The organism is Streptomyces sp. NPDC099050 (assembly GCF_044759865.1).
Taxonomy (GTDB): domain Bacteria; phylum Actinomycetota; class Actinomycetes; order Streptomycetales; family Streptomycetaceae; genus Streptomyces.
Genome location: NZ_JBIWAE010000013.1, coordinates 19,642 through 39,545, shown reverse-complemented (window position 1 = coordinate 39,545; position 19,904 = coordinate 19,642). Strand labels below are relative to the sequence as shown.

Below are 19,904 nucleotides of genomic sequence, written 5' to 3'. Positions count from 1 at the left end.
TCCTCCTGTCTGTGGTGGTGTCAGATCTGGCGGTGTCAGATCCGGCGGTGTCAGATCCGGCGGTGTCAGATCTGTATGTCGACCAGGAACGGCCCCGGGTGGGCGAGCATCCGGCCCACGGCGGCGATCGCCTCGTCGGGCTTCTCCACCCGCATCCCGCCCGCCCCGAGCGACCGGGCCAGAGCGGCGAAGTCGATCTCGGGGTGCGAGAGGTCGAAGGAGCCCGGGAAGCCGTGCTGCGCAATCTCCCGCTCCCGCCAGTACTGGGCGATGTTGTCGTCCAGCAGCCGGTACTTGCGGTTGTTGCAGACCACGAACTTCGCCTCGATGCCGTGCCGGGCCGCGGTCCACAGCGCCTGGTAGGTGTACATCGAGCCGCCGTCGCCCGCGAAGCCGACGACGAGCCGCTCCGGCCGGGCCAGCTTGACGCCGACCGCGCCCGGGAAGCCCACGCCCAGCGATCCGCCCCGGGTGAGGTGGTAGTCGCCCGGCCGCTCCGGCGGCAGGTACCGCGTGACCAGCGGAGAGGTGGTCAGCGCCTCGTCGAAGACGATCAGGTCCCCTCCGGTGCGCTCGGCCAGGGTCCGCAGGAAGACCGCCATCGGCGAACCGTCCGCCTCCTTGGCCTCCCGCTCGGCTTGGTCCGTCCGCACCCGCTCCCGGGTCCGCGCGTCCAGCCGCCCGGCCGCCGCCGCCCGCTGCGCGGGGGTGAGCAGGTGCTCCAGTACGCCGGCCAGCGCGCGCAGCGCCTGCCGGGGATCGGCGGCGAGCCCGAGGTCCACCGGGTGGTTCTTGGCGATCTCGTAGGCGTTCAGGTCGATGTGCACGACCCGCGCGCCGGCCCGGAAGGGGCTCTCCAGTTCCGGGAACACCTCGGGGAAGACGTAGGTGCCGACGATCAGCACCCCGTCCGCCCGCCCGATCAGCTCCTTGCTGTGCGGGCCGAACATGTGGCCCGTCTGACCGCGGCGCAGCGGGTGCGAGGCCGCGATGTTCACCTCGGAGGAGTCGACCTCGTACACGTCGGCGCCGAGCAGCTCGGCGACGGCGACGAGCTCGCGCTGCGCCCCGGAGAGCGAGACCCCGTCCCCGACGAGGACGACCGGCCGCTCTGCGGAGGCCAGCAGCTCCGCCGCCCGCCCCACCGAGGCGGGCGAGGGCGCCACGTCCGTGAGCGGCACCGTCGCGGGCAGCACGAGCTCGGAGTTGAGCTCGTCCAGCACGTCCATCGGCAGCGCCACGAACACCGGGCCGCGCGGCGGGGTCAGGGCGATCTTCACCGCCCGGCGGATCGTGCGGAGCACCGAGTGCCGGTCGGTGACCCGGGTCGCGTACTTGGTCACCGGCTTCGCCATCGCCACCAGGTCGGACGCCATCTGCGCGTCCATGGCGTCGTAGCGCACCCCGGCGTCTCCGGCGACGACGACGAGCGGGGTGTGGCCGCGCAGCGACTGGTAGAGCATGCCGATGCCGTTGCCCAGCCCCACCCCGGAGTGGAGCTGGAGCAGCGCCGCCCCGCCGGTGGCGCGGGCGTAGCCGTCGGCGATGCCCGCGGCCACCGTCTCCTGGAGGGCGAGGACGTAGTGGAAGTCCTCCGCCGCGTCGACCGCGTCGAGGAATCCCTGCTCCACCGTCCCCGGATTTCCGAACATGACGTTCAGGCCGTCGGCCTTGAACTGGTCGATCAGCCTTTCCCGTCCGGGAGTGGCTCCAGAACTCATCGAACTCCCCCTCCTTTGCGTACCGTCGTGCCGGAGTTACCGCCAATTACCAGCCGTACCGGGTGAGACCGTTCTCCAGGACTTCCACGATCTTCTGCCCCGTGAGACATGAGTCGGGGGTCGAACGACCGGTCACGAAGGGGAAGTCGACGATGACCGAGAGGGGATGGCCGAAATTCCCGATGTACGCCCCGCCCGGCCCGGTGGCATCGCGCAGGATGTACTCCAGCGGATACGGCGGCGGCCCCATGTTGAAATCGGTACCGAGGAATCCGGTGCCGTCCTTGTAGTCGTACTCCTTGCAGTGACCGGTCACGTGCTTGCCCCAGATGATGCTGCGCCGGTCGCCCCAGTCCCGGGCGAAGGCCAGGCAGGCGACGCCGTAACACTCGGCGGCGACGACCTTGCCCGCGTTCTTGAAGGCGAGGATCAGGGCGTGCACGCGCTCGTTGTTGGCGAGGTCGACGATCGGACCGCTGCCTCCCACGATGAGCACCGCGTCGAAGCCCGCGATGTCGGCCTGGAGCTTGTCCAGATCGCGGTGGTACTGCTCCAGCTTGGGCAGATAGGCCGAGTCGCTCGTGTACGGGCGCTCGGGGGCCCACGCCTCGATGTCGAGCGGGGAGTCGAGCCGGCTCGACTGCTCGAACTCCCGGCCCAGCCGGGCGTTCTCCTCGGTGGTGACCGAGCGTCCCAGCGGAGGATCGATGTAGTTCGCGTCGAGGCTCGGCGGGAGAGCGTGGGCACGCTTTCCGGTCGGCGTGGCGAATACGACTTCATAGCCCTGCTCGTCGAACTGGGATACGGGGCCGATCAGTTCTTCGGCCCAGTAACCGTGTTCGGAGACAATGACCAGAATCTTTCTGCTCACGGATTCCTCCAGGCGCCGCCTGTTGTCGTTGGCGTCCCCCACACTGGCCGTGCCCGGGGTTCCCGTCAAAGCGCTGGTGTGCGACTTCGTGAGGTAGTCGCCCAGGTCATGGGGGCACTTCAGGAAGTCGTCCGGCGATGTCATGAAGTAGCTTCCGGACTACCTGACTTCGTCCGAATCCCTGAACCGCCGCCGAGGCCCCGCCTTATGGTCTGGACGCCCCGGAATCACGGGCGCGCCGCAATCACGGGCGCGAAGCGCGAGGGCGCGAGAGCGCGAGAGAGGGACGGGGACGATGACGATGGACCTGTTGTGCACCCACATCGAGTCGATACGTCCGGTGAAACCGGGAACCGAGGGCTGCGAGGAGTGCCTCGTCTCCGGTGACGCCTGGGTGCACCTGCGGATGTGCCTGAGCTGCGGGCACGTCGGCTGCTGCGATTCCTCGAAGAACCGTCACGCCACCAGGCACTACGGGAGCACCGGGCACCCCATCGCGGCCTCCCACGAGCCCGGCGAGGACTGGGCCTGGTGCTACGCCGACAAGCTGATGCTGGACCCGGCGTGAGCGCGGCCCCGGAGAGCGCCGCCGCGGGCACCCCGCCCACGGGCAACGCGCCCACGAGCACCGCCACCGCGACCGCCGAAGCCGCGGCCCGCGCGGAGAACCGCAAGCCCGTCATCCTGGCCGTGGACGACGACCCGCAGGTGCTGCGCGCCGTCCGCCGCGACCTGCGCAGCGCGTACGGCGACCGCTATCGGGTGCTCGGCGCCTCCTCGGCCGCCGACGCGCTCAAGATCCTGGACTCCCTCGACGAGCGCGGCCACGACCCGGCGCTCTTCCTCGTCGACCAGCGGATGCCGGACGTCACCGGGGTCGAGTTCCTGCTGGAGGCCGTCAGCCGCTTCCCCGACGCCCGGCGCGTGCTCCTCACCGCGTACGCCGAGACGGACGCGGCGATCACCGCCATCAACCGGGTCCGCCTGGACTACTACCTGCTCAAGCCATGGGACCCCCCGCACGAGCGGCTCTTCCCGGTCCTGGACGACCTGCTCTCCGACTGGCTCGCCACCTACCGGCCGGCGTACGACGGGATCATCGTCGCGGGTCACCTGGTCTCCCCCGGCACCCACGCCGTCCGCGACTTCTTCACCCGCAACGGCCAGCCCTTCCGCTTCCTCAACGTGGAGCGGGACCCCGAGGCGCTGACCGTGATCGCCGCCGCCCAGCCCGACGCCGCCCTGCCCCTGGTCCGCTTCCCGGACGGCTCGGTGGTCTCCGCGCCGACGGACACGCAGCTCGCCCAGCGCCTGGGCCTGGCCACCACCGCCTCGCGCCCGCACTACGAGTGCGTCATCGTCGGCGCCGGCCCGGCGGGCCTCGCGGCCGGCGTCTACTCGGCCTCCGAGGGCCTCTCCACCCTGATGCTGGACTCCCGCGCCCCGGGCGGCCAGGCCGGCACCTCCAGCCTGATCGAGAACTACCTCGGCTTCCCCTCGGGCCTCTCCGGCGGCGACCTGACCCGCCGCGCCACCATCCAGGCCTCCCGCTTCGGAGCCGAGATCCTGCACCCGGTGGAGGTGACCTCGCTGACCCGGGACGACCCGGCGAAGATCCTGACGCTGGCGGACGGCACGGAGATCAGCGCCGAGACGGTGCTCCTGGCGACCGGGGTCTCGTACAACCGCCTGGACGCCCCCGGCGCCGACCGATTCGAGGGCGCCGGGCTCTACTACGGCGCGGCGACCACGGAGAGCTCGGCGTGCATCTCGCAGCACGTGTTCATCGTCGGCGGGGCCAACTCGGCCGGCCAGGCCGCCGTGCACTTCGCCAAGTACGCCGCCCGGGTCACGATCCTGGTCCGCGCGGCCTCGCTCGACGACAGCATGTCCCGCTACCTGATCGACGAGATCGAGCGCACCCCCAACATCGAGGTGCGGGTCCGCACGACGGTCGTCAGCCTGCACGGCGAGGACCACCTCGAGCGCCTGACGCTCCACGACTCCGGGACCGGCGAGGACAAGGAGGTCCCGGCCCGCTTCATGTTCACCTTCATCGGCGCCCGCCCGCACACGGGCTGGCTGGCCGGGGTGGTGGAGCGGGACGAGTACGGCTTCGTCCTCACCGGCTCCGACCTGATCTCCAACGGCGGCGAGCTCCCGGAGGAATGGAGCCTGGAGCGCGCCCCGTACCCGCTGGAGACCAGCGTCCCCGGGGTCTTCGCGGCCGGGGACGTACGGGCCCACTCGGTCAAACGCGTCGCCTCGGGCGTGGGCGAGGGAGCCATGGCGGTCTCCCTGATCCACCGCTACCGCTCGATGGGCTGAGAGCGAACACGGAGCCGCCCCCTTGCGATCAAGGACCAGCCGGACGCACCGTTGATTACATGATTACAACCGAGCAGAACGAACAGCTCCGCACCTGGTTCGCCGAGCACCTGCCGGTGGACGTCTACGCCTCGCTCCTCTCGGTCACGGTGGACCGGGAGGAGATCACCGTCGTCGGTGAGATCCCCGCCACCGAATCGGTCGCGGCCTTCCGCGAGCGCACCCGCGAACAGCGCATGGAGGTCGCCCGGGAGGCGGAGGAGCTCTACCGCCGCAAGGTGTCCTGGGCGGCCCGGTCGGGGGAGGAGCAGACCCTCTTCACCCACCTCGCGGTCCCGGTCATGACCCGCCTGCGCCAGCCCGAGCGCCAGGTCCTCGACACCCTGGTCGCGGGCGGGGTCGCCCGCAGCCGCGCCGACGCCCTGGCCTGGTGCGTCCGCCTGGTCGGACGCAACACCGACACCTGGCTGGCGGACCTGCGCGAGTCCCTGGACCGGGTCCAGCAGGTCCGCGCCGAGGGCCCGGACCTCGCCGACTCCCAGAAGTCCGGCTCCCAGAAGTCCGACTCCCATAAGTCCGGGTCATAACGGCGAAAGATCTCCCCGAGCCCGCAAGATCGCGCAAGCCTGGCACGGACCACCGGCGATCAACGCCCGCCCCCAGGGAGAGGCCCGCACCATGACCACCACCGTCGAATACATCCGCTACCGGATCGCATTGGACGAACAGCCGGCTTTCGAGGACGCGTACGTCCGGGCCTCCGAGGCCCTGGCCGCCTCGCCGGAGTGCATCGACTACGAACTCGCCCGCTGCGAGGAAGAGCCGGAGCGCTACATCCTCCGCATCCGCTGGACCTCGATCGACGCCCACCTGAACGGATTCCGCAAGGGCGAGCACTTCCCCGCGTTCTTCAGCGCGATCCGCCCGTACGTCACGGCCATCGAGGAAATGCAGCACTACCTCGTCACCAAGGTGGCCGGCCCCGGAAAGGCTTCCACCCCGTCATGAGCACCACACCCGACACCACACCGGACACCACGCCCACCATCTACGAATGGATGGGCGGCGAAGAGGCGATGAACCGCCTCACGGACGCCTTCTACGCGCACGCCCTGCGGGACGAGATCCTGGCCCCGGTCTTCGCCGGCATGGACTCCGAACACCCGCAGCACGTGGCGGTCTGGCTGGCGGAGGTCTTCGGCGGCCCGAAGCAGTACACCGCGTCCCACGGCGGCCACCAGCACATGGCCACCAAGCACCTGGGCCGCGGCATCACCGAACAGCAGCGCCGCCGCTGGGTGGACCTCCTGACGGACACGGCCGACGAGGTGGGCCTGCCCACGGACCCGGAGTTCCGCGCGGTCTTCGCGTACTACATCGAGTGGGGCACCCGCATGGCCCTGATCTACTCGGGCCCCACCCCGCCCCCGGTCGACGCGGCCGACATCCCGGTCTGGTCCTGGGGCCAGACCCCACCCTGGATCCCGAAGTCCTGATCCAGAACCCGGCGGAGCCCCTGGGCTCCGCCGGGCCCATCCGGTCCCGCGGATCCATCCCAGCCCTGCGTGCTCATCCCAGCCCCGCCGGGACAGATCCAGCCCCGCCGGCGTTTGAGGCGCGGGGCCCGGGGCGGAGCCCCGAATCCTTCGGCCCCGCCGACTCCGACTCGGCTCCGCCGGGGCAAATTCAGCCCCGCCGGCGTTTGAGGCGCGGGGCCCCGGCAGCCGGCCCCGGGCCGGAGTCGGCGAGCAGCACCGTCAACGCCGGCCCGCCGCCCTCACCCTCGCCGTCCCCCTGGGCATCCGCCCGCCAGAAATCGACGGCCTCCTCCAGGATCTCCCGCAACGTCTCCCAGTCCTCGGGCCTCGCAGCCGCGTACCCCCGCCAGGAGGTCACCACCACGAGCCGCCCCGGCGCAGCCGGCAACCACGACAGATCCCGCAGCGCATCGGCCAGCGCGTCCCAGTTCCCCCCGACCCACGGCGGCAGCCGCAGCGCGCCCCCACACACCCGCATCAGCTCCGCCTTGCTCCGTACGCCGTCCAGATCCAGCCGTACGGTCGCCCACCCGGCGGCCTCGGCCGCTTCGAGTGCGGGGGCCAGGGGCCGCGGGTCCAAGGTCATCGGAGAACCGCCTTGAAGGTGTCGTAGTGGTCGTCCGTGTAGAAGAACTCCCCGCCCCCGCCGGTCACGATGCGCCGGGCCCCACGGTCCCGCTCACCGGGCGTCTTCACGGTGAACTCGTGGTAATAGCCGCGCTTCTTCTGCGGCAGGACCTTCTCGAAGTTACCGAAGACGGTCCCGTCCTGCCGGTACTGGTACGGCCCGCCCTTGTCGATCAGCGCGAGCACGTCCCGGGCCTGCTGCGGCAATGCCGAGGCCCGTACCGTCGCCATGCCCTTCGCCCATGCGGGCGTCGGCACGGCGGAACTCGCCGCCCCGCTCGGGGCAACGTCAACGCCGGAGCCGGCACTCGCGCTCGTACTGGTGGCGGCGGCAGGCGCGGGTTTCTTCCCGCTGCAACCCACCGCACCGACCAGCGCCGCGCAGAGGAAAACGGCCCCCAGCACACGCAGCAACGATCGGGGCACGTTCCGAAAGATCATGCACCGATCGTGCCAAATATCCGATTCTCCCGCGAGTCGCGCGGTGTCTTCAGAGGGCGGACATCTTGGTGTACGGACTCAGGATGCGCTTACGCACCTCAGGCCCGAATTCGACGAGGACAGCGATCCCCTCCTCAATGGCGACGACACGGCCGAGGCCGTGCTCATCGTGAGAAACCCGGTCGCCGACGCTGAAGTGCCGGAGCGGCGCTTCCACGGGGGCCTTGAACGGGCTGGACGGCAGATGGCGGCGAGGTACTGCGGACTTTGTCATTGCACCCAGTATGCGCCCAGCAGGCCGTCGAACGGTCCGCCGTTCGGATCTCAATTGCGGCACCATCCGCATCGGCGAACCTCGCGTGCCCGCGTTTGACCGGCATTCGTCCGGACAATCGGACCAATCCGAACAATCACTCGTCGGGGTCGGCCCGCTCCAGCGCCGGCCGCAGACCGGGCTCCGATTCGGTCAGCAGATAGTCCGCGACGGCGGTGTCGGTGACCAGACTGGTCACGAGCCCCGAGCGCAGCACCGCCCCGATCGCGGACGCTTTGCGCAGCCCGCCGGCGATGGCGACGACCTCGGGGATCCGGCGCAGCCGGTCCGCCTCCACGGTGATGCACCGCTCGCCGAGGTCCCGCCCGACCCGACGCCCTTCGGCATCGAACAGATGGGCGGACATTTCGGCCGCGACACCCAGCGAGGCGTAGTGCGCCCGCTCCTCGTCGCTCAGCATGTCGTGGACGGTGGAGATGCCCGGCTCCCAGGACCCGATGGAGACGGCGGCGACCGTCACCTTGTCGAAGTACTCGAAGGCCCGCGCGATCCCCGTCTGGTTCCGCAGGGCGGCCGCGGTGGCCGGATCGGGCAGCAGCATCGGCGCGTAGATCGGGTGGGCGTCGCCGCCCGACACCTGCGCGGCCCTGCGCACGGCCTCCACGGACCCGCGCTCGGCCGTACCGGCGTCGTACACGCCCGTCAGCTGGACGACGGTGCAGGGAGGCAGCCGGTGCAGGGAGGCAGCCATGTGGATGGTGGACCGCCCCCACGCGAGACCGAGCACGTCCCCCTCATTGACGAGCTCACCCAGCAGATCGGCGGCTACGGCACCCAGGTTCTCCGGGTCCGGCGCGTCCTCGGTGGCATCGGCGGGAGACTCCACGACCACGGCGTGCCGCAGCCCGTACCGGGCGCGCAGCGCGTCGGACCGCTCCGCGTCCAGCTCCGCCGGTACGCGGATCTCGATGCGCACGAGGTCGCGCTCCAGGGCCGTCTCCAGGACCCGGGCCACCTTGAAGCGGCTCACGCCGAACTCCTCGGCGATCTGGATCTTGGACTTCCCCTCCAGGTAGAAGCGGCGCGCCATGGCCGCCGCCTGCACCAGCTCCGCGGGTCCCATCCGCAGGGCTGACCGTCCCGCCGACATTGCAGACACCGCGTTCTCCTCACTGCTGTTCACACCATCGTGTTCACACTCTCGACTCGCCGTTCATCCTGTCAGATACGACGGCCGTTGATCAGCCTGGACAGCTCCCGTTCACCGAGCTGTTCACCAAGCCTTGTTTCAGTGGTCGCAAGCCCAGGGCGCAGCGGCGATCGCCGCACCCGCCTGGTCACGCAGCGTGCGTACGGCCGCTGCCGGATCCACCGCTCCGTAGACCGCGCTGCCCGCCACGAACACGTCCGCGCCGGCCTCCGCGCACCGCTCGATGGTCGTGGCGGAGACGCCTCCGTCGACCTGGAGCCACAGCTCCAGACCGTGCTTGGAGATCAGCTCCCGGGTGCGGCGGATCTTGGGCAGCATGATGTCGAGGAAGGGCTGACCGCCGAAGCCGGGCTCCACGGTCATGATCAGCAGCATGTCGAGCTCGGGAAGGATGTCCTCGTACTGCTCGATGGGCGTCGCCGGCTTCAGCGCCATGGACGCCCGCGCTCCCTTGGCCCGGATCTCCCGCGCGAGCCGCACGGGCGCCGCGGCGGCCTCGGCGTGGAAGGTCACCGAGCCGGCGCCGGCCTCGATGTACTGCGGGGCCCAGCGGTCGGGGTCCTCGATCATGAGGTGCAGATCGAGCGGGATGTCCGTAGCCCGGCTCAGCGACTCCACGATCGGCACGCCGAGCGTGAGGTTCGGGACGAAGTGATTGTCCATGACGTCGACATGCAGCCAGTCGGCCCCCTGAACGGCCTTCGCCTCCTCGGCGAGCCGGGCGAAGTCGGCGGACAAGATGCTGGGATTGATCTGAACGGCCATGCCCCAAGCGTGCCATGCCGCCAACGCCTTCCGGCCACTACCCCGGAAGTGGGGGGTGAGGGTGCGATCCGGGACGGGGCACCAGAGCCGTCAGGGGCGTTGGTGGACGTGCGCTGCGGGTTGGCCCCGGGCTCCCCCCGGACCCCGTCAACGCCACCGACCCACCCGCAGCGCAAGCCCACCGACCCGTCACCCCAACACCCCCGGCTCCCCCGGCTTCCCCAACACCCCCGGCTCCCCCAACACCCCCGACCCCCCGTACCGCGCCGCGACCGCCTCGGCGCGCTCCCGCAGCAGCGTGCGCAGCGACTGCGGGGCCAGGGCTTCGCCGTCCGTGCCGAGCTGCCACAGGGCCCACTGGGCATGTCGTGAATCCTGGAAGGTCACCTCCAGGCGCAGCCAGCCGTCCGCGTCCGCGTCGGGCTCCTCCGCGCGGACCGCCAGTGCGGTGTTCAGCAGGTCTTCCCGGCGCGCCGGGTTCACCCGGAGCTGCACGGCGATGTGGTCGCCGCCCGACAGGAACTGCGCCGAGCGTTCCCGCCAGATCCGGTCCAGATCGACCCGGTTCGGCCGCTGTGCCGCCTCGGGGAGTTCCTCTGCGGCCAGCACGCGCGACAGCCGGTACGTGCGGTCCTCGCCGGACCTCGTGGCCAGCAGGTAGCCCCGGTCCCGTACGGTGACCAGCCCTATCGGGTCCACCGTCCGCCACTGTGGCGTCCCGCCCGTGGCCGCGTAGTGGATGCGCAGCTTGTGGCCGGCGAGCACCGCGCGCCGGACCTCGATCATCGTGGTGCCGGATACTTCCTCGGCGACCCGCCTGCGCGAGAGGAGGTCGGCCTCCGGGTCCACGAGAAATCGCTGGGCCGCGTCGCTGGCGACGGCCCGATGGCTTTCCGGGAGCGCGTCGACCACCTTCCGCATCGCCGAAGCGAGCGCCGGTCCCAGGCCGAAGACCTGCTCGCCGCGTGCCCCGGCGGCCAGCAGGGCCAGGGACTCTTCGTGGTTCAGGCCGGTGAGCTCGGTGCGGAATCCGGGCGACAACGCGAAGCCGCCGTGCCGGCCGCGTTCGGCGTAGACCGGGACCCCCGCGGCCGACAGCGCCTCGATGTCGCGCAGCACCGTACGGGTGGACACTTCCAGCTCGCGGGCCAGCGCGTCCGCGGTCAGCTGACCGCGCTGACGCAGCAGCAGTACGAGCGAGACCAACCGATCTGCGCGCATGCGAAAAACTCTATCGGAATACATGACAGAGGGTGTCGTGATTCATTGAGAGGCTCTTCAACGCAGCAGCTACCCGCAACGAACGAACCAAACGAACCGATGGAGCCGACATGGCCACGCACATCAGCCGCACCGCCGTCAACCCCGTGACCTGGTCGGCCGAGATGGGCTTCAACCAGGGCGAGGTCGTCTCCGGCCACACCCGGACCCTCTACATCTCGGGCCAGACCGCGATGAGCGCCGAAGGCAAGCCCGAGCACGACGGTGACATGGCGGCGCAGCTGGCGCTGAGCATCGACAACGTGGAGGCGGTGCTCGCCGAGGCCGGCATGTCCCTCGCGAACCTCGTCCGGCTCAACGTCTACACGACCGACGTCGACCTGCTCTTCCGGCACTACGGCGAGCTGGCGTCACGGCTGGGCGCCGCCGGGGTGGCGCCCACCACCACGATGCTCGGGGTGTCGCGGCTGGCGATCCCCGGCCAGCTGGTCGAGCTGGAGGGAACCGCCGTCGCGTAAGGCACCCGGCTCGGCCAACCACCCGGGCTCGGACAACTACCCGGGCTCGGCCAACCCACCCTGGCTCGGCCGGCCACCCGGGCCGGCCGACCACCCGGTCCTGCGGATCAGCCGGTCCTGCGGAGCAGCGCCAGGTACATCGCGTCCGTCCCGTGCAGGTGCGGCCACAGCTGTACGTCCGGGCCGTCGCCCAGTGCCGGGACCTCCTGCATGTACGGCCGCGCGTCGATCAGTTCCGCCGCGATCGGGGCCGCACCCGCGCCCCGGCCCTTCAGTACGTCCTCCACCACCACCCGGGTCTCCGCCAGGTGCGGCGAGCAGGTCGCGTAGCCCACGACGCCACCCACCCGGACGGCCGAGAGCGCCTCGCGCAGCAGCCCGCGCTGGAGCGGCGCGAAGCTCTCCAGGTCCTCCGGGCGGCGGCGCCAGCGCGCCTCCGGGCGGCGGCGCAGAGCGCCGAGCCCCGAGCAGGGCACGTCCATCAGGACCCGGTCGAAGGAACCCGGCAGCCACGGCGGGCGCGTTCCGTCGGCCGTGATGACCTGATAGGGGCCCGGGTTGCCGGCGAGCGCGCGCTCGACCAGCCGGGCCCGGTGGGGCTGCTTCTCGGAGGCCAGCAGGAACGCCCCCCGCTGAGCGGCGAGCGCCGCGAGCAGCGCCGCCTTGCCGCCCGGTCCGGCGCATCCGTCCAGCCAGCGCTCGTCACGGCCCTCGACCGGGACGGCCGCCAGGGCCATCGCCACCAGCTGGCTGCCTTCGTCCTGGACACCGGCGCGCCCCTCGCGCACCGCCTCCAGCGCGCCCGGTTCGCCGCCCTCGGCCATCCGGACCGCGTACGGGGACCAGCGCCCCGGCAGCGCCGAGTCCTCGCCCACCGCCTCCAGCAGCTCCTGGGCCGTGGACCGCCCGGGCCGTGCGACGAGCGTGACCTCGGGCCGCTCGTTGTCGGCCTCCAGCAGGTCCTCGATCCCGGCCCGGCCGCCGCCCAGGGAGTCCCACAGGGCGCTGACGACCCACCTCGGGTGCGAGTGGAAGACCGCGAGGTGCTCCTCGGCATCGTCCTCGTACGGCGGGGCGACCTTCTCCAGCCACCCCTCCAGGTCGTGCGCGGAGATCTTGCGCAGCACCGCGTTGACGAACTTCGCCCGCCCGTCCCCGAGCACCACCCGGGCCAGCTCCACGCTCGCGGACACCGCCGCATGGGTGGGGATCCGGGTCCCGAGCAGCTGGTGCGCGCCGAGCGAGAGCACGTCGAGCACCGGCGGGTCGACCTCGCGCAGGGGCCGGTCGATGCAGGCCTTGATCACCGCGTCGTACGTGCCCTGGCGGCGCAGGGTTCCGTACACGAGCTCGGTGGCCAGGGCCGCGTCCCGCGCCTGGAAGGTCTCGTCCTTGCGGGCCTTCTTCAGCAGCGGCGGCAGCACGAGGTTCGCGTACGCGTCACGCTCGTCCACCGCCCGCAGCACCTCGAAGGCCAGCATCCGGACGGGGTCCTTCTTCGGCCTCCGGTGGGGCTTGGCCGTCTTGGCGGGCTTGCCGCCGCTCTTGGGCTGTTCGCTCACGTGAAAGGTGCTCCGGATTTACGTACCGCTGGGATGGAACAAAAACTATGGGACTAAAACAGGGGTGGAACTCGGAAAATCAGCCTACGTCGGTCCCGCCCAGCCGCTCGCCGGGGGCGATCCGCACCCCGCGCGCCCAGTCGGCGGCCTTCATGGGCTTCTTGCCCTGCGGCTGGACCCAGAGCAGTTCCACGGCGTGCGAGCCGGTGCCGACGTAGACGTTGTTCTTGGCCGCGCCCAGGTCACCCGGCGCGAGGTCCGTCCGGTCCGCGACCGGCTTGACGGAGACCAGCTTGAGCCGCTCCCCCCGGAAGACCGTCCACGCGCCCGGCGCCGGGGTGCAGCCGCGCACCAGCCGGTCGACGCGCATCGCGGGCGCCTTCCAGTCGACCCGGGCGTCCTCGACGGTGATCTTCGGCGCGAGCGAGATCCCGTCGGCGGGCTGCTCCACCGCGCGCAGGGTGCCGTCCTCGATGCCGTCCATGGTGGCGACCAGCAGCCCGGAGCCGGCGAAGGCGAGGCGGGTCAGCAGGTCGCCGCTGGTGTCGGTGGGCCGGATCTCCTCGGTGAGGATCCCGAAGACCGGGCCGGTGTCCAGCCCCTCCTCGATCCGGAAGGTGGAGGCACCGGTGACCTCGTCCCCCGCCATGATCGACTGCTGCACGGGCGCCGCGCCGCGCCACGCGGGCAGCAGCGAGAAGTGCAGGTTGACCCAGCCGTGCTTGGGCATGTCCAGGGCGCCCTTGGGAATGAGCGCGCCGTACGCGACCACCGGGCAGCAGTCGGGCCCGATCTCCCTCAACCGGGCCTGGAACTCCGGGTCGCGCGGCCGGGCGGGCTTGAGCACCTCGATGCCGGCTTCCTCGGCGCGCTCGGCGACGGGGCTGGCGACGAGGCGACGGCCCCGGCCTGCCGGGGCGTCGGGCCGGGTGACGACGGCGGCGACCTCGTGACGCCCGGAGGCGATCAGAGCGTCCAGGGCGGGCACGGCGACCTCGGGGGTGCCTGCGAAGACGAGCTTCACTGGGGTCTACCTCGCTATCTCGGCTGTCAGCAGCACATCAGTCTATGGTCTGTCCGCCCACGGTCCCACCTGCGTCGCACCGCCCGCCCCAGGGGGCGTACGCACACACGCGCGCTCCTCGCATATGCCGACACGCCCCCACAGCGTGACCTGCCCACCCGGTAGCGCGTTGGTCAAAAGAGATTGACCGAAACGGGCCGCGAAACAGAACGGTGTCTGCGGCCCTATCCGCTCTTCAGCACCGGTTCGAGAGGCTTCTTCATGGCCGACCACGCCACCCACGACGCCCAAGCACGGGCCAGCCTGCACCTCCTGGTGCGGGACATCGAGCGGGTTCGCCGGCAGGTGGATGCCCTGCGTACGCTCACCGCCCAGCTCGGCAACGTCTATCGCCCGCGCCGCTCAGGCCCCTCCACGGGCTTCGTCGTCTACGGCCGGGCACCCGCGCCCACCGTCCGCCTCGCCCAGGAGCTGCGGGACAGCGTCGAGACGCTGGTCACCGCCGCGGTGGACTTCGACCGCTCGCTCGGCTTCTCGTGGGACGCGGTCGGCTCGGCGCTCGGCGTCACCAAGCAGGCCGTCCACCGGCGCTACGGCGCCCGGCGGGCGCAGAGCGCCGAGTCCGCCGAGCGGGAGCCGCTGGCGGAGGGCGCGACGACCACGACGACGACCCGGACCCTGGGCCCCCTGCCCACCGTCCCGGCGGCCCGCTCGGTGCCGCCGCAGCCGGTGCGCGAGGAGGCGGGCGCGTCCCGCCCCGGCGCCTTCCCCGGCCCCCGCACGGGCTGACCCTCCCCGTCGGGACGCCGACCCCCGACGACCCCGCCCCCGGCGACTTTGCCGGGGGCTCCGTCGTTTCCGGCACTGGGGAGGAGCAGGGGTCCCCTACCCGCGGGGCCGCCCCACCCATCGGCCGGTGTCCAGCGGATCAGCCGATGTCCAGCGGGTCGATCCGGATCCGCACCGCCTCCGCCGCCGGAACCCCCCGCGCGAGCCGAGCCACCTGCGCGGCCTTCAGCGCGGCCGCCAGCGCGGCCCCGCTCCCGGGCGGGACCCGGACCAGCGCCCGCTCCCCCGCGGACGGCTCACCCCGGAGCCCGGGCAGCGGCACGGGCCCCAGCACCTCCGCGTCCGGCGGCAATCCGGCCCCCGCCAGGAAGGCCTCCACCAGTTCGGCGCTGCCCGCGGCCACCGCCGCCATCCGGGACACCGGTGGGAACCCGAGCTGCGCCCGCTCCGCGAGCTCCCGCACCGCGTGCCCGACGGGGTCCCACCGCACCAGCGCCTGGACCGGCCGCAGCGTCGGCTCGGCGACCACCACCACCTGCCCGTCCCCCCGTACCAGCGAGGCCGCCGCGATCCACCGCCGCAGCGCGTCCTCGCTCGCCCGCAGGTCGGGCCGGCTCAGCATGGCCCAGCCGTCCAGGAGCAGCGCCGCCGCGTACCCGGCGCCCGCCGCGACCGGCTCGGCGCCGGGCGTGGACACCACCAGCGCGGGCCGGTCCGGTACCTCGTCCAGGATGTGGTCGCGCCCGGAGGTGCGTACGGGTACGGCCGGGAAGGCCCGCCCCAGCTCCTCGGCGGTCCGCCGCGCTCCCACCACCTGGGCCCGCAGCCGGAACGACCCGCACTCCTCGCAGTGCCAGGCCGGCTCGGCCCTTCCGCACCACCCGCAGTGCAGGTCCCGCTGGTCGGGCGCCTCCAGCGGCCCCGCGCAGACCGTGCACCGCGCGGGCGTCCGGCACCGCTCGCACGCCAGCCGCGGCACGTAGCCCCGCCGGGGCACCTGTACGAGCACCGGCCCGGTCTTCAGTCCCTCCCGTACGGTCTCCCACGCCAGGCTCGGCAGCCGGGCGGCCCGCGCGGCCCCGTCGCGGGCCAGCAGCTCGTCCCCGACGGTCCGGATGCGGGGTGCGTACGTGCGCACCGTCTCGCGGTCGGCGGCCAGCGGCCGGGCCCAGCCGGACTCGACGAGCTGCGCGGCCTCCACGGTGCAGCTGGTGCTGCCCACCAGGAAGGCGCAGCCGTCGGTGACCGCGCGCAGTTCCAGCACCTCCCGCACGTGCGGGAAGGGGGCGTGGACGTCGCTGTGGCTGGAGTCGCCGTCGTCCCAGACGGCGACGAGCCCGAGGTCCCGTACGGGAGCGAACATCGCGGCCCGGGTGCCGACCACGGCCCGCACCGACCCCCGGCTGACGGCCAGCCACTGGCGGTAGCGCTTCTCCGGCCCGGAGTCGGCGGTCAGCAGCGCGTGCCGACCCTCGCCGAGGAGGGCGGTGAGCGCCGCGTCGACGCGTGCGGCGGTGCGTCCGTCGGGCACCACGGCGAGGGCCCCTCGTCCGGAGGCGAGGGTGGCGGCCATGGCGCGGGCCAGCTCGTCGGCCCAGCCGGGGCCGGGCAGGGCCGTCCACACGGCGCGCGGGGTTCCGCCGCCCGCCAGGGCCCGCAGGAAGCCGGGGCCGGCTCCGTACCGCTCCCAGCCGGCGGGCTCGGGCGCGGCGGGCGGGGGCAGCGGTTCGGGGGACGGCTTGGCCTCGGCGCGGGCGCTGCGCGCGGGCAGCGCGAGCTGGAGCACGTCGGCGAGGCTGCCGGCGTACCGGTCGGCGACGGCGCGGGCGAGGGCGAGCATGCGGGGGCCGAGCACGACCTCGGGCGAGACCACCTGGGCGAGGGCGGCGAGGGCTCCGTTGTAGTCGGACTCGGCGCGGCGCTCGATGACGAAGCCGTCGATGAGCCCGCCGCCCTCGCGGCGGCCGCCGTGCACCCGGTGGGAGCCCGCGCCGAAGCGGACCCGGACGCGGACGCCGGGCTGGGCGTCCGCGGAGAGTTCGGCGGGGACGGCGTAGTCGAAGAGCCGGTCGAGGTGGAGCACGCCCTTGTTGACCAGGACCCGGGCCACGGGCAGTTCCTCGGCCACGGAAGCCCCGCGCCAGGTCCGCGGCTTGGCCTTGGGCGCCTTGGCCTTCGCCTCGGCGACCATCTCCCTCATCAGCGCGAGCTGCTCCGGCGGACCTCCCGGCCCGCTCGGCTCCCCCGCGTCATCGGTGCTGCTCACACCCGCATTCTTACCAAACCCCGCCGACAGCGGCGGACGGGCGCCGCACGCGGACGGCCCCGGACCACAAAGGTCCGGGGCCGTCCGTCGAGCGGGTGCTGCGGGGTCCTACAGGCCGGCAGCGGTGCGCAGGGCGTCCACGCGGTCGGTGCGCTCCCAGGTGAAGTCCGGCAGCTCGCGGCCGAAGTGGCCGTAGGCGGCGGTCTGGGCGTAGATCGGGCGCAGCAGGTCGAGGTCGCGGATGATCGCGGCCGGGCGCAGGTCGAAGACCTGGCCGATGGCGTTCTCGATCTTCTCGACGTCGACCTTGTGCGTGCCGAAGGTCTCCACGAACAGACCGACGGGCTCGGCCTTGCCGATCGCGTACGCGACCTGGACCTCGCAGCGCGAGGCCAGACCGGCGGCGACCACGTTCTTGGCGACCCAGCGCATGGCGTACGCGGCGCTGCGGTCGACCTTGGACGGGTCCTTGCCCGAGAAGGCGCCGCCACCGTGACGGGCCATGCCGCCGTAGGTGTCGATGATGATCTTGCGGCCGGTGAGGCCGGCGTCGCCCATCGGGCCGCCGATCTCGAAGCGGCCGGTGGGGTTGACCAGCAGGCGGTAGCCCTCGGTGTCGAGCTTGATGCCGTCCTCGACGAGCTGGTTCAGCACGTGCTCGACGACGAACTCGCGGATGTCCGGGGCGAGCAGCGAGTCCAGGTCGATGTCCGCGGCGTGCTGCGAGGACACGACGACCGTGTCGAGGCGGACGGCCTTGTCGCCGTCGTACTCGATGGTGACCTGGGTCTTGCCGTCGGGGCGCAGGTACGGGATGGTCCCGTTCTTGCGGACCTCGGACAGCCGCTTGGACAGGCGGTGCGCGATGTGGATCGGGAGCGGCATGAGCTCGGGGGTCTCGTCGCAGGCGTACCCGAACATCAGGCCCTGGTCGCCGGCGCCCTGCTTGTCGAGCTCGTCCTCATCGCCCTCGACCCGCTTCTCGTACGCGGTGTCGACGCCCTGCGCGATGTCCGGGGACTGCGCGCCGATGGACACCGACACGCCGCAGGAGGCGCCGTCGAAGCCCTTCTTCGAGGAGTCGTAGCCGATCTCGAGGATCTTGTCGCGGACGAGCTGCGCGATCGGCGCGTACGCCTTCGTCGTCACCTCTCCCGCGATGTGGACGAGACCGGTGGTGATGAGGGTCTCCACGGCGACGCGCGAGGTCGGGTCCTCGGTGAGGAGCGCGTCGAGAATGGTGTCGCTGATCTGGTCAGCGATCTTGTCGGGGTGACCCTCGGTCACAGACTCCGAGGTGAACAGGCGACGGGACACAACGCTCCCTGGGGTTGCAGCGGCTGCTGGCTGAAATTTTGGTGGAACGACATCGGAGGCTGCGCCCGATCACGTTCCGGCTGCAGTTTATCGGTCGCCACCGTTCGCCGGACCACCCGTCTCGCCCTATGGGAGCCGCGTGACCTGCGACACTCCATTCTTACCCAAGGAACTGCCTGCGGAAAGGGCCTCCGCTCAGGCGCGTCGCGCCGCGAGGCGCGGTGCCACCTGGTCCCAAATCACGTCCGCCAGCGATTCCTTCGGACCGTAGGGGACGGCGAGTTCGCTCCCGTCGGAGGACAGGATGACCGCCTCGTTCTCCTCGGAACCAAAGGTCTTCGTCTCACCCACCTCATTCACGACGAGAAGGTCACATCCCTTGCGGAGGAGCTTGCTCCGCCCGTTGGCGAGGACGTCGTCGGTCTCGGCGGCGAATCCCACCACCACCTGGCCCTCCCGGGCCCGGTCGGTGGAAATCTCCGCGAGAATGTCCGGATTCCGTACGAGGGTGACCGGCGCGGGCTCCTGCCCGTCCTTCTTCTTGATCTTCCCGCCCGCGTACTCGGCCGGCCGGAAGTCGGCCACGGCCGCGGCCATCACCACCGCGTCGGCGTCCGCGGCGGCCTTGAGCACGGCCTCGCGCAGCTGCAGGGCCGTCCCGACCCGTACGAGGTCCACCCCGGCGGGGTCGGCGAGCGCGGTGTTGGCGGACACCAGGGTGACCCGGGCCCCGCGGGCGACCGCGGTCCGGGCGAGGGCGTAGCCCTGCTTGCCGGAGGAGCGGTTGCCGAGGAAGCGGACCGGGTCCAGCGGCTCGCGGGTGCCGCCCGCGCTGATCACCACGTGCCGCCCAGCGAGGTCGGGCTCGGCCACCCCGCGGGCGAGACCGCGCCTTCTCAAGACGTTTGCGCACACCTCGAAGATCTCCTCGGGGTCGGGCAGCCGCCCCTTGCCGGTGTCCTTGCCGGTGAGCCGGCCGACGGCGGGCTCGATGACGACGGCGCCGCGACGGCGCAGCGTGGCCACGTTCTCCCGGGTCGCCGGGTGCTCCCACATCTCGGTGTGCATCGCGGGTGCGAACACCACGGGGCAACGTGCGGTGAGCAGGGTGTTGGTGAGCAGGTCGTCGGCCAGCCCGTGGGCGGCCTTGGCCAGCATGTCGGCGGTGGCCGGGGCGACGACGACGAGGTCGGCGGTCTGCCCGATGCGCACGTGCGGCACCTCGTGGACGCTCTCCCAGACCTCGGTGGAGGCCGGGTTCCCCGAGAGGGCGGCCCAGGTGGCCTCCCCGACGAAGTTCAGCGACGCCGCCGTCGGCACCACGCGGACGTCGTGCCCGGACTCGGTCAGCCGGCGCAGCAGCTCGCACGCCTTGTAAGCGGCGATCCCGCCACTGACTCCGAGCACGACCTTCGGCTTACCCACCACACAC

The 19,904-nt window shown here is 72.0% G+C and carries 20 protein-coding genes; 7 read left to right on the top strand and 13 right to left on the bottom strand.

The features are described from left to right. Positions 1–65 precede the first annotated feature (65 nt). Together ACIQV3_RS22000 and ACIQV3_RS21995 are read right to left on the bottom strand one after the other, a co-directional pair. Positions 66–1,721, bottom strand: coding sequence for a thiamine pyrophosphate-binding protein (locus ACIQV3_RS22000; RefSeq protein ID WP_403714201.1), 1,656 nt, complete (start codon positions 1,719–1,721; stop codon positions 66–68). A 46-nt stretch (positions 1,722–1,767) separates the two neighbouring features. Continuing rightward, complete coding sequence (locus ACIQV3_RS21995; protein ID WP_403714200.1) at positions 1,768–2,592, bottom strand: type 1 glutamine amidotransferase domain-containing protein; 825 nt, start codon at positions 2,590–2,592, stop codon at positions 1,768–1,770. Positions 2,593–2,887: 295 nt separating this feature from the next. On the opposite strand from ACIQV3_RS21995, the gene ACIQV3_RS21990 reads away from it, so the two are divergent. From ACIQV3_RS21990 to ACIQV3_RS21970, 5 genes are all read left to right on the top strand, one after another. After that, positions 2,888–3,160, top strand: a complete 273-nt coding sequence (locus ACIQV3_RS21990) for a UBP-type zinc finger domain-containing protein (RefSeq protein ID WP_403714198.1) — start codon at positions 2,888–2,890, stop codon at positions 3,158–3,160. Positions 3,161–3,276: 116 nt separating this feature from the next. Further along, positions 3,277–4,920 (top strand): FAD-dependent oxidoreductase, encoded by a 1,644-nt coding sequence (locus ACIQV3_RS21985; RefSeq protein ID WP_403714596.1) that lies wholly within the window; start codon positions 3,277–3,279, stop codon positions 4,918–4,920. A 59-nt stretch (positions 4,921–4,979) separates the two neighbouring features. Next, complete coding sequence (locus ACIQV3_RS21980; RefSeq protein WP_403714196.1) at positions 4,980–5,507, top strand: hypothetical protein; 528 nt, start codon at positions 4,980–4,982, stop codon at positions 5,505–5,507. Between the two features lie 91 nt (positions 5,508–5,598). Further along, a complete protein-coding gene (locus ACIQV3_RS21975; protein ID WP_403714194.1) occupies positions 5,599–5,928 on the top strand; it encodes a putative quinol monooxygenase in 330 nt (109 codons plus the stop codon). Further along, on the top strand, positions 5,925–6,416 hold the full coding sequence (locus ACIQV3_RS21970) for a group II truncated hemoglobin (protein ID WP_403714192.1): 492 nt from the start codon (positions 5,925–5,927) through the stop codon (positions 6,414–6,416). The genes ACIQV3_RS21975 and ACIQV3_RS21970 overlap by 4 nt, the downstream gene beginning before the upstream one ends. 190 nt (positions 6,417–6,606) lie before the next feature. Here ACIQV3_RS21970 and ACIQV3_RS21965 read toward each other — a convergent pair whose 3' ends face one another. From ACIQV3_RS21965 to ACIQV3_RS21940, 6 genes are all read right to left on the bottom strand, one after another. After that, positions 6,607–7,044 (bottom strand): barstar family protein, encoded by a 438-nt coding sequence (locus ACIQV3_RS21965; protein WP_403714190.1) that lies wholly within the window; start codon positions 7,042–7,044, stop codon positions 6,607–6,609. Then, on the bottom strand, positions 7,041–7,526 hold the full coding sequence (locus ACIQV3_RS21960) for a ribonuclease domain-containing protein (RefSeq protein ID WP_403714188.1): 486 nt from the start codon (positions 7,524–7,526) through the stop codon (positions 7,041–7,043). The genes ACIQV3_RS21965 and ACIQV3_RS21960 overlap by 4 nt, the downstream gene beginning before the upstream one ends. A gap of 49 nt (positions 7,527–7,575) precedes the next feature. Then, a complete protein-coding gene (locus ACIQV3_RS21955) occupies positions 7,576–7,800 on the bottom strand; it encodes a hypothetical protein (protein ID WP_250741347.1) in 225 nt (74 codons plus the stop codon). 136 nt (positions 7,801–7,936) lie between these two features. Then, positions 7,937–8,950 (bottom strand): sugar-binding transcriptional regulator, encoded by a 1,014-nt coding sequence (locus ACIQV3_RS21950; protein WP_243334549.1) that lies wholly within the window; start codon positions 8,948–8,950, stop codon positions 7,937–7,939. A gap of 138 nt (positions 8,951–9,088) precedes the next feature. Then, on the bottom strand, positions 9,089–9,775 hold the full coding sequence (rpe, locus tag ACIQV3_RS21945; RefSeq protein ID WP_266910447.1) for a ribulose-phosphate 3-epimerase: 687 nt from the start codon (positions 9,773–9,775) through the stop codon (positions 9,089–9,091). A 189-nt stretch (positions 9,776–9,964) separates the two neighbouring features. Beyond that, entirely contained in the window at positions 9,965–10,996 is a 1,032-nt protein-coding gene (locus ACIQV3_RS21940) for a helix-turn-helix transcriptional regulator (protein ID WP_403714186.1), read from the bottom strand. Positions 10,997–11,118: 122 nt separating this feature from the next. Between ACIQV3_RS21940 and ACIQV3_RS21935 the strand changes: the two genes are divergently transcribed. Then, entirely contained in the window at positions 11,119–11,514 is a 396-nt protein-coding gene (locus ACIQV3_RS21935) for a RidA family protein (protein WP_403714594.1), read from the top strand. Between the two features lie 107 nt (positions 11,515–11,621). Here the strand turns inward: ACIQV3_RS21935 and ACIQV3_RS21930 are convergent, their stop codons facing one another. Both ACIQV3_RS21930 and fmt read right to left on the bottom strand, forming a co-directional pair. Beyond that, a complete protein-coding gene (locus ACIQV3_RS21930) occupies positions 11,622–13,076 on the bottom strand; it encodes an RsmB/NOP family class I SAM-dependent RNA methyltransferase (RefSeq protein ID WP_403714184.1) in 1,455 nt (484 codons plus the stop codon). Positions 13,077–13,155: 79 nt separating this feature from the next. Next, positions 13,156–14,100 (bottom strand): methionyl-tRNA formyltransferase, encoded by a 945-nt coding sequence (gene fmt / locus ACIQV3_RS21925; protein WP_403714182.1) that lies wholly within the window; start codon positions 14,098–14,100, stop codon positions 13,156–13,158. 261 nt (positions 14,101–14,361) lie between these two features. Between fmt and ACIQV3_RS21920 the strand changes: the two genes are divergently transcribed. Continuing rightward, complete coding sequence (locus ACIQV3_RS21920) at positions 14,362–14,889, top strand: hypothetical protein (protein ID WP_403714180.1); 528 nt, start codon at positions 14,362–14,364, stop codon at positions 14,887–14,889. Between the two features lie 139 nt (positions 14,890–15,028). On the opposite strand, the gene ACIQV3_RS21915 is transcribed toward ACIQV3_RS21920, so the two are convergent. The 3 genes from ACIQV3_RS21915 to coaBC form a co-directional block, all read right to left on the bottom strand. Then, on the bottom strand, positions 15,029–17,155 hold the full coding sequence (locus ACIQV3_RS21915; protein ID WP_403714178.1) for a primosomal protein N': 2,127 nt from the start codon (positions 17,153–17,155) through the stop codon (positions 15,029–15,031). Between the two features lie 108 nt (positions 17,156–17,263). Further along, complete coding sequence (gene metK / locus ACIQV3_RS21910; RefSeq protein WP_243334350.1) at positions 17,264–18,472, bottom strand: methionine adenosyltransferase; 1,209 nt, start codon at positions 18,470–18,472, stop codon at positions 17,264–17,266. Between the two features lie 195 nt (positions 18,473–18,667). After that, the gene (gene coaBC, locus ACIQV3_RS21905; RefSeq protein ID WP_403714176.1) at positions 18,668–19,897 is read right to left on the bottom strand and encodes a bifunctional phosphopantothenoylcysteine decarboxylase/phosphopantothenate--cysteine ligase CoaBC; all 1,230 of its coding nucleotides are present in this window, start codon (positions 19,895–19,897) and stop codon (positions 18,668–18,670) included. Positions 19,898–19,904 lie beyond the last annotated feature (7 nt).